10 protein-coding genes and 1 pseudogene are annotated in these 11,288 nt (G+C 65.6%); 7 read left to right on the forward strand and 4 right to left on the reverse strand.

Features of this window, described 5'->3' with window-relative positions; genetic code table 11:
- Positions 1-751: pseudogene (locus VKP01_RS05275) on the reverse strand (hypothetical protein); the annotation flags it as partial.
- Between the two features lie 177 nt (positions 752-928).
- Between VKP01_RS05275 and VKP01_RS05280 the strand changes: the two are divergent.
- The 6 genes from VKP01_RS05280 (at position 929) to VKP01_RS05305 (ending at position 8,099) form a co-directional block, all read left to right on the forward strand.
- Positions 929-1,882 (forward strand): transporter substrate-binding domain-containing protein, encoded by a 954-nt coding sequence (locus VKP01_RS05280; protein ID WP_324410979.1) that lies wholly within the window; start codon positions 929-931, stop codon positions 1,880-1,882.
- A 152-nt stretch (positions 1,883-2,034) separates the two neighbouring features.
- Positions 2,035-3,732 (forward strand): lysine--tRNA ligase, encoded by a 1,698-nt coding sequence (locus tag VKP01_RS05285; protein WP_324410966.1) that lies wholly within the window; start codon positions 2,035-2,037, stop codon positions 3,730-3,732.
- Between the two features lie 128 nt (positions 3,733-3,860).
- Positions 3,861-5,225, forward strand: a complete 1,365-nt coding sequence (locus tag VKP01_RS05290) for an NAD(P)/FAD-dependent oxidoreductase (RefSeq protein WP_324410967.1) — start codon at positions 3,861-3,863, stop codon at positions 5,223-5,225.
- Complete coding sequence (locus VKP01_RS05295; RefSeq protein WP_324410970.1) at positions 5,222-6,091, forward strand: DUF1365 domain-containing protein; 870 nt, start codon at positions 5,222-5,224, stop codon at positions 6,089-6,091. The genes VKP01_RS05290 and VKP01_RS05295 overlap by 4 nt, the downstream gene beginning before the upstream one ends.
- Positions 6,092-7,489, forward strand: a complete 1,398-nt coding sequence (locus VKP01_RS05300) for an MFS transporter (protein WP_324410971.1) — start codon at positions 6,092-6,094, stop codon at positions 7,487-7,489.
- A 67-nt stretch (positions 7,490-7,556) separates the two neighbouring features.
- Positions 7,557-8,099, forward strand: coding sequence for a DUF3833 domain-containing protein (locus tag VKP01_RS05305; protein ID WP_324410981.1), 543 nt, complete (start codon positions 7,557-7,559; stop codon positions 8,097-8,099).
- Positions 8,100-8,109: 10 nt separating this feature from the next.
- On the opposite strand, the gene VKP01_RS05310 is transcribed toward VKP01_RS05305, so the two are convergent.
- A complete protein-coding gene (locus VKP01_RS05310; protein WP_324410973.1) occupies positions 8,110-8,556 on the reverse strand; it encodes a nuclear transport factor 2 family protein in 447 nt (148 codons plus the stop codon).
- A complete protein-coding gene (locus VKP01_RS05315; protein ID WP_324410975.1) occupies positions 8,553-9,323 on the reverse strand; it encodes an SDR family NAD(P)-dependent oxidoreductase in 771 nt (256 codons plus the stop codon). Before VKP01_RS05315 ends, VKP01_RS05310 begins: the two co-directional genes overlap by 4 nt.
- A 356-nt stretch (positions 9,324-9,679) precedes the next feature.
- Between VKP01_RS05315 and VKP01_RS05320 the strand changes: the two genes are divergently transcribed.
- Entirely contained in the window at positions 9,680-10,387 is a 708-nt protein-coding gene (locus VKP01_RS05320) for a protein-L-isoaspartate O-methyltransferase (RefSeq protein WP_324410977.1), read from the forward strand.
- Here VKP01_RS05320 and VKP01_RS05325 read toward each other — a convergent pair.
- Positions 10,338-11,165 (reverse strand): OmpA/MotB family protein, encoded by an 828-nt coding sequence (locus tag VKP01_RS05325; protein ID WP_074443487.1) that lies wholly within the window; start codon positions 11,163-11,165, stop codon positions 10,338-10,340. The genes VKP01_RS05320 and VKP01_RS05325 overlap by 50 nt on opposite strands.
- Positions 11,166-11,288 lie beyond the last annotated feature (123 nt).

The raw sequence follows: 11,288 nt of genomic DNA on the forward strand, positions 1-11,288 counted from the left end.
ATGCCGCCATTCCCGCAAGCATCGCACGGCGCTGCCAGGGCCGTGCGCCGCCAAGATGGCTGAAGCGCGGATGCCGGTCGGGGAGCGCGTGGGCCGCCTGATAGGCGATGCGCGGCGCATCGGCCGCGATCGCCGCCGCCTCGAACCCCACGGGATCCGTCAAGGCGAGCCCTGCGGGAATACCCCACCCTTGAAAGCGCGTCATGCCGGTCGCGCCACGATGCCGGGATGCCTGTTCGACGAGATATGCCAGCGCGGCACCGCGCGGTGCGCTCACCATGCGCAGATCCGCAGCATGCCGGGCCGGCGCGAGCGGTGCATGGCCGGCTGCGATCGCGACATCCGACGGTATATCTTCGACGAGGACCGGATCGGCGAGGAACGGCAGGCCGAGATGCCGCGCCAGCGCGCGGTAATAGCGCGCTGCGTCGAGGCCGCCGCCGGCAAGCAGCACGGCGACCGGGCATTCCCCCAGCCGGCGGGCCTCCTCGGCGGCGGCGCGCAGAGCCGTCCCCGGAACGCCGGCCTCCATGAGGAAGGCCAGTGTCACCGGCAATGGCTGGCTACCGGCAGGGCGGTTACGCTCCGGCTGCGCAGGCATCGTCGCGGCGCAGGGCATGACGTCACGGCTGCCGGCCCGGGGGACCGTTTCAGCCAATGACGAAGCGTCTGCCGTAGCGGCGATGCCATCCACGTTGGCAATGTCAGGATCATCGGCGACGGCCGAGCCCGCAGCGCCTCCCGCCGACATGCCCGAAGCCCCTTGCCCATATGGCGGGTTCTCATCGCCCGCTTGACCCTGCATACCCGTCAAGGCTAACCCCGTTTGGTGTTCGACGCTTGAACCGCACGGCAAAGCCGCTCTCGCGATCTTAAAGTGCAAAATATGATAAAATGCAACTCGGAATCGCCGATTCTCCGTTTGGTTGTGCGAATTGCACACTTTGTCACTTTCAGGCTGCATTCGGTCGCCGCCCGCATCGTGCCGATCCTCGCGCTCGGCCTTGCCCTGTTCCTGTTCCCGCATCCGCTACCAGCAGCGCGAGCCCAGCCCGAAGGCGCGGCACCAGCCCCCCTGCCCCCCGCCTTCACCGCAACCGGAATTCCCGGTTTCTGGGATCCACGAGCACGGGTCGAGCCCGTCGAGATCCCCTCCGACCGCAGCCTGCGGATCCTCACCTCCGACGATTTTCCGCCGCTGCATTTCGGCGGACCGGATGCGGTTCCGACGGGCTTTTCGGTCGAGCTCGCCCGGCTCGTCTGCGAGGCGCTGGAAGTGCCCTGCACCATTCAGGTGCGCAGCTTTTCCACATTGCTGGATGCGCTGGAATCGGGTGAGGGCGATGTCGTGGCCGCAGCTCTTGCTGGCGATACGCGACTGCATGAGCGTTTTGCGGTCACCCTGCCCTATTTCCGTTTTCCCGCGCGTTTCATTGCCCGCGCCGAGGACGCACCCATGGCGATCACGGCAGCGGATCTCGCCAACCGGCGCGTCGGCGTGGTATCGCAGACCGCCCATGCCGCCTGGCTCGAACGCTACTTTCCCGATGCCGTCTCGGTGCCCGCACCCAATGCCGCGATCGCGCGCAGCGATCTGCAGCGCGGAGCGAGCGATCTCCTGTTCGGCGACGGCTTGTCGCTGGCCCTCTGGCTCGGCGGACGCGCTTCGCAGGAATGTTGCGTCTTCGTCGGCGAGCCCTATTTTGACGATCGCTACTTCGGCGAGGGGATCGGTTTCGTCATGCGCGATGAGGATGCGCGTCTCGCGCGGGCCTTCGACCATGCCCTGCACCGGATCTGGGAAGACGGCGCCTATGGCCGCACCTGGCTCGCCTTCTTTCCGATCAGTCCGCTCGAACCCGCCCGCGCCTTTCTGCGCTGAGAAACGGGTGAGTTGACGCATCGCCCGCAAGGGCGCAAAAGCGTGGCGCGCGCGGACCCTGCGGCGATGCCGCATCCACGGGTATCGTGCTGCCGTTTCGCTTCCGATGCGCGCCCGGACCCCGCCGACAACAGATGAGAGAGACCGCACCGATGTTCGATCCCGAGCTGCTTGCCACCGCCAATGCCTGGCCTTTCGAGGAGGCGCGCAAACTCGTCGCGCGGGTGGAGCGGCTCGGCAAGACGGAGGTCGTGTTCGAAACCGGCTACGGGCCTTCCGGCCTGCCGCATATCGGCACATTCGGCGAGGTGGCCCGCACCACCATGGTGCGCCATGCCTTCGAAGTGCTGACGGGCGGATCGATCCCGACCCGGCTGATCGCCTTTTCCGACGATATGGACGGGCTGCGCAAGGTGCCCGACAACGTGCCCAATCAGGATCTTCTGAAAGCGGCCCTGAACCAGCCCCTGACAAAGGTGCCCGACCCGTTCGGCACGCACGAATCCTTCGGTCACCATAACAATGCCCGCCTGCGCGCCTTCCTCGACGCCTTCGGCTTCGATTACGAATTCCTCTCCGCCACCGATTGCTACAGGTCGGGCCGTTTCGACGAGACGCTGATGCGCATGCTCGCGCGCTATGACGCGGTCATGGATGTGATGCTGCCTTCCCTGCGTGCGGAACGCCGGCAGACCTATTCGCCCTTCCTGCCGCTGCATCCGGTCACCGGCGAGGTCATGCAGGTTCCGGTCGAGGAGCATGATGCTTCGCGCGGCACCATCATCTGGCGCGATCCCGCGAGCGGCGAGCGGTTCGAAACGCCGGTCACCGGCGGGCATTGCAAGATGCAGTGGAAGCCCGACTGGGCCATGCGCTGGATGGCGCTCGGGGTGGATTACGAAATGGCCGGCAAGGATCTGATCGATTCCGTGAAGCTGTCGGGGCAGATCGCCCAGGCGATCGACGGCGCCCCGCCGGAAGGCTTCAATTACGAGCTTTTTCTCGATGAGAATGGCCAGAAGATCTCCAAGTCGAAGGGCAACGGCCTGACCATCGACGAATGGCTGCGCTACGGCACGCAGGAGAGCCTTTCGCTCTACATGTTCCACAAGCCGCGCGAGGCCAAGCGGCTTTATTTCGACGTGATTCCGCGTTTCGTCGACGATTATCTGACCTTCCTCGAGAAATATCCGCAGCAGGAAGACAAGCAGAAGCTCGCCAACCCGGTCTGGCATGTTCATTCCGGCGCACCGCCCGCGCCGGAGCTGATCGGCGGGGATGGCGTGAGCGGGGGCACGACCCTGTCCTTCTCGATGCTGCTCAACCTGGTCGCGGTGGCCAACTCCGAGGATCCCGCGGTGATGTGGGGTTTCATTCGCCGCTACGCGCCGGGCGTCTCGCCACGCACGCATCGGCGCCTCGATGCGCTGGTCGGCCATGCCCTGGCCTATTTCCGCGACTTCGTGCGCCCGGCCAAGACCTATCGCATGCCCGACGACAACGAGCGCGCGGCCCTGCAGGAATTGCACGACAGGCTCGGCGAGGCGATCGGCTCGACCGATGCGGGCGCCCTGCAGGATATCGTCTACGATGTCGGGCGCACGCATTTCCCGGATCTGTCAGGCAAATCGAAGAGCCCGGACGGGCGCCCCGGCGTGGCGCGCGGCTGGTTCGAGACGATCTACCAGATCCTGCTCGGCCAGAGCCGCGGCCCCCGCTTCGGCTCCTTCATCGCGCTCTACGGCGTGGAAGAGACCCGCGCCCTGATCGCCAAGGCGCTCGCGGGTGATCTGCTGGCCGAGCACGAGGCATTCCTGGCTGCACGCGAACAGGGCAAAATCCACAGCTGAAACGTGACAGGCAACGCGGCAGACGATTCCCGGGCGCAGTCATCCAACCATCGCGATGGCGCGTAGATGATGGAGTCGCCTGCACGGCGCAACCGGAAGCGTTGAACAACCAGAAAGCAAAAGTCAGTATGCGGATAGCCATCATTGGTACGGGAATCGCCGGCCTGTCAGCGGCATGGTTGCTCAATCAACGTCACGACATCACCGTTTACGAAGCCGACGACCGGATCGGCGGTCATTCGAACACCGTCGATGCGCGCATCGGCAATCGGTCGATACCAGTCGATACCGGGTTCATCGTCTTCAATGATCGCACCTATCCCAATCTGAACGCCCTGTTCGCCGCGCTCGAAGTGCCCTTCAAGCCGAGCTCCATGTCGTTTTCCGTCAGCATCGGCGGTGGCGCGCTCGAATATGCCGGCGACCGGATCGCCAGCCTGTTCGCACAGCGCCGCAATCTGTTTCGCCCCGCCCATTACCGGATGATCGCGGATATCCTGCGCTTCTACCGCGAATCCGTCGCCATGGTCGCCGCCGACCGGATTCCCGATCACACGCTGGGCCGCCTGCTCGCCGATGGCGGTTACGGGCGCGCCTTCATCTATGATCACATCCTGCCGATGGGATCGGCGATCTGGTCGGCCGACATCCGCGAGATGCTGGATTTTCCAGCCAGCACCTTCCTGCGTTTCTTCGCCAATCACGGCCTGCTCACAGTCAATGACCAGCCGCAATGGCTCACCGTCGAGGGAGGGTCGCGGGTCTATGTCGAGCGGCTCTCGGCACCTTTCCGCTCCCGGATCCGCACGGGGACGCCCGCGCGCGCCGTCAGCCGCAGCGACGAGGGCGTGCTCGTCGAGACCGACGGGCATGAACCGGAGCATTTCGACCAGGTGGTCTTTGCCACCCATGCCGATACGACGCTCGCCCTGCTCGCGGATGCGGATGCGCATGAAGAGGCCGTGCTGGGGCAATTCCCGTTCCAGCCCAACACCGCCATTCTGCATACCGACCCGGCGCTGATGCCCCGGCGTCGCCGGGCCTGGGCCAGCTGGAACTACATGTCGCCCGCATCCGTCTCCGCCGGCAGCCCCGTCTCGGTGACCTACTGGATGAACCGGCTGCAATCCCTGCCCTGCGCAGAAGATGTCTTCGTCTCCGTCAATCCCACGCGTGCCCCTGATCCCGCACGGGTTCTGGGGACCTTCGCCTATGATCACCCCGTCTTCAATGCCGGCGCCATTGCCGCGCAGGCGCAAATCGGCGATATTCAGGGGCGGCGCGCGATCTGGGTCTGCGGGGCATGGACGGGGTACGGCTTCCACGAAGACGGGCTTTCTTCGGCGCTGGAAGTGGCTCAGGCGCTCGGCGTGCCGCGCCCCTGGAAGGTGCGCGAATCGAGCACGGCAGCAGACAATTGTCGGCCGGCACGCCCGGCAGCGGCAACCATGGCGGAGGCGGCTGACGGTTACGGCCTCGCCGCAGCGGAATGAACCTGGCAGAAGCGAGCGATACATCCGACAGACTTTGCCCGCGACCGGCCCATGAGCCGGCCGCCACGCTCTATGTCGGGCGCGTGATGCATCGACGGTTACGCCCCTTCGGTCATCGATTTGCCTATCGCGTGTTCTCGCTGCTGATCGATATCGACCGGATCGACGAGGTCGCGGCAAAAAGTTGGTTGTTTTCCCACAACCGCTTCAATCTCTTCGGCTATCACGACCGCGACCACGGCCCGCGCGAAAATGACCCGCGCAATCCTGGTGCTGAGGGTCACACGCGCCTGCGCCCCTGGCTGGAGCGCCTTCTCGATGCCGCCGGCATTGATATCGGCCATGGCCGCATCCGGCTGTTGTGCTTTCCGCGCGTGCTCGGCTACACCTTCAACCCGCTGAGCATCTTCTTCTGCCACGATGCGGCGGGGCAGCTCGCGGCGATCATCTACGAGGTGCACAACACCTTCGGTGATCGTCACGTCTATCTGTTCCGCATAACGGATGGCGATGGGGCAAGCGCCGCGCGGTCGGCGGTCCTGACCCATGCCACCGACAAGACCTTCCACGTCTCGCCCTTCATCGACATGACACCGCGCTATCGCTTCCGGCTGCGCGAACCGGGCGAGACGCTGTCGATCCTGATCCGCGAGGCGGATGCGCAAGGCGATCTGCTGCTGGCGACCCTGCATGGCGAGGCTGCGGCCTTCAACGATCGCAATCTGGCGAAACTGTTCGTCACCCATCCGCTGATGACGCTGAAAGTCATCGTCGCGATCCACTGGGAGGCGCTGCGGCTCTGGTGGAAGGGGGCGCGCTATCACCCCCGTCCCGAACCGCCGCCCCACGGCATGAGCCCGCGCTGAATGGCAGGGGACGGCGAGTCCATATCCGTTCGAGACCCTGCGCCGGCGCAGCCCCTGTCGAGCCGCGTGCTGGCCGCCTATGGCGCCCCGGCCCTGCCGCTCGCGGCGCTAGGCCTGCCGGTCTTCATCCACCTGCCGACATTCTATGCCACCTCCATGGGGCTGGGGCTCGCCACCGTCGGCGCGATCCTGCTCTTCGCCCGCCTATGGGACGTGATCACCGATCCGCTGATCGGCTTCCTCAGTGACCGAACCGGCGGTCGCTTCGGGCGCCGGCGGCCCTGGATCGTGGCCGGATTGCCGGTGGTTCTGGCCGCGACCTGGGCGCTGTTCGTGCCGCCCGACGGCGCCGGGGCCTGGCATCTTCTGCTGTGGTCGCTCGCCCTCTATCTTGGCTGGACCATGATGATCCTGCCGCTGAGCGCCTGGGGGGCCGAACTATCGCCGGATTATCACGAGCGCTCGCGGATCGCGGCCTATCGCGAGGGTTTTCTCGTCCTCGGCACAATGCTGGCACTGGGGCTGCCGGTCGCATTCGGCCATGTCGATGCGGATGATGCCGGTGAGGCGCTCACGGTGATCGCGATCATGATCATCGTGGCGCTGCCGCTCGCGGTGATCCTGCTCCTCGCCGCCACCCCTGATTCGCGCCTGCGTGCCATGCAGGGCGCCATCGGCCCGATCAGGGGGTTGGGGGTGCTCTCCCGCAATGACGGCTTCCGCCGGCTGATCATCGCCTATCTGATCAATGGCATCGCCAACGGGCTTCCCGCAACACTGTTCCTGCTCTTCGTCACCCATCGCCTTGCCATTCCCGAGCAGGCGGGCATCCTGCTGGCCATCTATTTTCTGTGCGGGGTCCTCGCCGTGCCCGTCTGGCTGAGGCTGAGCTATCGCTTCGGCAAGCATCGGGTGTGGTGCGCGGCCATGGTCTGGGCCTGCCTCTGGTTCGCCATGGTGCCGCTGCTGGGCCCGGGCGACTTCTGGCCCTTCCTCGCGATCTGCGTCCTGACCGGCATCGCGCTGGGGGCGGATCTGGTTCTGCCCGCCTCTATGCAGGCTGATGTGATCGATGCCGATACGGTGGAAACCGGCGAACGTCGGGCGGGGCTGTTCTTCGCGCTCTGGGGCATGGCCACGAAGCTGGCCCTGGCGCTGGCCGTCGGGCTGGGCTTCCCGATCCTGAGTTTCGCCGGTTTCGACAGCGATGGCGACAATCCGCAGGGCGCGCTCGTGACGCTGGTGGTGCTTTATTCGCTGGTCCCGGTGATCTTCAAGGGCGTGGCCATCGTATTCATGATTGGATTTCCGATTACGGCCGAGCGCCAGCATGAAATGCGACTGCGTATAGAGCAGTCGGGCATCGAGGAGCGGGACAATGCCAACACGTCCGCGTAAGTGGGCCGGAACCGGCCCGCTCTCCCGCCTCCGGACCCTCGTGATCGTCGGTCTTGCCACCATCGCGATGACAGGATGCAGCAGCATGAAACCAGAGGATTTTGCCGGGACCGAGCCGCAATTTCGCCTCGAGGAATTCTTCGAAGGCCAGACACGAGCCTGGGGCATCTTCGAGGACCGCTTCTCGAATCTGCGCCGGCAGTTCACGGTCGATATCGACGGCACCTGGGATGACGAGACGCTGACCCTCGTCGAGGATTTCGTCTACGAAGACGGAGAGGAAGAGCGCCGCGTCTGGGTGATCCGGCCCGATGGCGAGGGCGGCTATACCGGCGAGGCGGACGGGGTCATCGGCACCGCGAGTGGGGTCGCGCGCGGCAATGCCGTGAACTGGCAATACCATTTCGATCTCGAGGTCGGCACCCGCAGCTTCAAGGTACATTTCAACGACTGGATGTTCCTGCAGCCCGATGGCGAGACCATGATCAACCGGGCCTATGTCACCAAATGGGGTTTCAGGGTCGGAACGGCATCAATCTTCTTCCGCAGGATCGATGGCGAGGACGGGCAGGCAAGCCGTGCCGTCGGGAATGGAACCGTGGCGCAGTGATCCGTCCGCCTCATCCGGCGAGCTTGCGCCGGATGAAGGCGATGATCCGGCCCAGCACCGGGACATGCAGATACACCTGGCTACCTGAATCCCAGTGGTCCAGATGTTCGGTCACGAGACCATCCGCGCCGAAGCGGACTTCGCTCATCCCCTCGATGCGAAAGGCACGCCCGCGATAGCCGAATGTGAAATCCCAGCGCAGATAGGCCGCGCGATCGCCGGCAGCGATATCCGTTACCGTGAAGGAAGGCTGCGAAAGTCCCTCGAACATATGCCGAAACACGGCGGCCAGCCGCTCGCGCCCCGCGAAATCGCTGAACGGATCGCGAAACCGGACATCCGGCGCGACCAGCGCACAGAGCCCCGCGATCGTATCAGGCGCCAGCGCCTCATAGGCATCGGCATAGCGGCGTGCGAGAGCAACGGTTTCGCTGCGGTGGCCGTGCGCGCGTGTCATTGTCCGGTAATCCGCCGCACGATCGGGAAATAGAGGCTGTAGGGCAGGCAGCGCATGACCTTCAGCATGAAGGTGAAACGCCGCGGGAAAGTGACCTCGAACCGCCGGGAGCCGATTGCAGCGACCATCCGCGCGGCAGCAGTTTCTGCCGTGATCAGGAACGGCATGGGAAATTCGTTCTTCTCGGTCAGCGGTGTCTTGACGAAACCGGGATTGACCAGTTGCAGCGTCAGACCGAAACGATCGAAATCGAGCTTCAGGCTCTCGGTCATGTTGATCACTGCCGCCTTGCTCGCTCCGTAGGAGACGGCATTGGGCAGGCCGCGATAACCGCTGACCGAGGCGACCACCTGGACATGCCCCCGACCGGCTTCACGCATTGACGCGAGCACCGCTTTCAGGCAGGTCGCCACCGACAGAAGATTGAGTTCGATCGTCGGGGGCAGGGTTTCGCCGGACAGGTTCTCCGCATTGTCTGCGAGATAGGTTCCGGCATTCAGGATGGCGAGCGCAATGGCGCCATGCTCGCCATTAATCGCGCGTACGGCGTCCTCCACCGCAGCATTATCGGTGACATCCAGAGCCTGCGCGACGATGCGCCCGGACAGGCCCTCGGCGCGTTCGGCCAGCGCTGCGAGCTTGTCGGCGGAGCGCGCGCTCGCGATCACCGTCCAGCCGTCCCTGGCCAGTCGCAGGCACACGGCCTCGCCGATGCCCTGACTCGCACCGGTGATCCAGGCGACACCGTCTGAGGGGGTTACGGGCATGAATGATCTCCGGAAACGAATTGCGGAACCCGCATCGTGTGGCGATGCCGGGCGGAATTGCCATCGGGCATGAAGAACAGACACGGCGGCCCCTCTCAGCACCGCTGCGTCCGGCGACATTGCCCCATGATACGAGCGCTGTCGGCGTTCGGATCGACGATTGACAACGACCCTGGCGGGATGACTGTTCCGCGTCAGCCCGTATCCGGGGCTTCGCGCCCGGTCCGGGCTGGCCCCGGCGGGGCCGAAGCGGTACAGATGACACGGATACGCCCATGGTGGCACGGTACTGCGTGCCGGTCGATGCGGACCCGGCACGAAAGCTCTGACATGGGTGCGGATCGGGTGAGGCGCGAATGAACATGGATCCGGAAACCATCGCGGCGGCGGCTTTCGTCCTGTCGTTGCGCGAGCGCGGCCTGCGCGACAAGGCGGTGCTCGGCGCCATGGAGCGGGTTCCGCGCGAATTGTTCGCACCCCGCCGTTTCGCCGATCTCTCGCGCCGTGACGTCGCGCTGCCGCTGCCGCTCGGCCAGACCATGACGGCGCCGTTCTCCGTCGCCGTCATGCTGACAGCTCTGGCGGTACAGCCGGGCGACAGCGTGCTCGAGATCGGCGCCGGCTCGGGATACGTCTCGGCCCTGCTGGCACGGCTCGGCGCGAAGGTGGTGAGCGTCGAGCGCTACGCCGCCCTGGCCGACGGCGCCGCCATGCGATTCGCGGAGCTGGGCATCACCGACGCGATCGAGATCAGCGTGCGCGACGGGTTGACCATGCGCACAGGCGAGCGCTTCGAGCGCATCCTGCTCAACGGCGCCCTGCCCGCCCTGCCCGACGACGTCACCCGCCTGCTCTCCCCGGGAGGCCGGCTCGTCGGCGCGCTCAACGGCGAGACCGGGCCGCGGCTCGTCAGCGTCGATGCGGATCTGCAGGGAAAGCTACGCACGGCCTGCGGGGCGGATCTGCGCATCGCGCCGTTGATTCAGGCCGAGACCGCCGTGCCGACGGCGCGGCTCAGAAGCGCATCCCCGGCGGCAGAGGCGGGGCCTCGTTCAGCAGGGTGATGGTCACCCGGCGGTTGGGCGCGATATAGGGGTTGTCGGGAAACATCGGATCGGTGTCCCCCTTGCCGACCACCGAGGCGAAACGCCCGTTCGGCAATCCGTTGGCGGCGAGGATGTCACGCACCACGACGGCGCGCCCCGAGGTGATCGCCCAGATATCCTCCACGGTGACGGCCCCGGGCCGCGGCACGGCGGTATGGCCGGAGACGCGCACCCGATTGGGCATGCGCCGCAATACCGGCGCGATCACCTCCAGCAACCGGCGGGTCCGCTCATGGGGCTGCACCTCCCCTTCCGCGAACATGGACCTGCCATCCTGGTCGATCAGGGAGATGTCGAGACCTTCTTCCGTGTGCTCGATAATGACGTTGCGCGAGACTTCGAGGATCTCGGGCATGTCCTGAAGCGCCTGGCGCAGGGAGGCCGTGGCCAGCGCGAAACCATGATCCTGCGGCAGTTCCGGCAGGCCTTCCTCGCGATGCTCGTATTCGTTGGGCGTGGTGTAGTCCGTCGCCTCCTCCGGAGGCACGTCGCGCAGATTCTGGACATGGGTGGCGGTCGGGATGCCCTCCACCTCGATGATGCCGGAGAAGCGCGATTCGGGATTGACGCCGAAAGCATCGCGCATCGAACCCGCGACGACCTGCAGCTTGCGCTGATCCTGGGTGGAAAAGGCGACGACCATGACGAAGAAGGCCATGAGCACGGCCATCAGATCGGCGAAGGTGACCATCCACATCGGGGCGCCGGCAGGGGGGGCAGCCTTGCGTCTCGCCATGACCGTATTCCTTTCCGCCTGGAGCGCGTTCCGACCTGACGGAGTCAGGCCGGGCGCTCCAGGTCATTGTCTGGCGCATCATTTCTCCCGTCAGCCGGTATCCACCTGACGGCATGATGCTCT

The organism is Saliniramus sp. (genome assembly GCF_035311605.1).
GTDB lineage: Bacteria > Pseudomonadota > Alphaproteobacteria > Rhizobiales > Beijerinckiaceae > Saliniramus.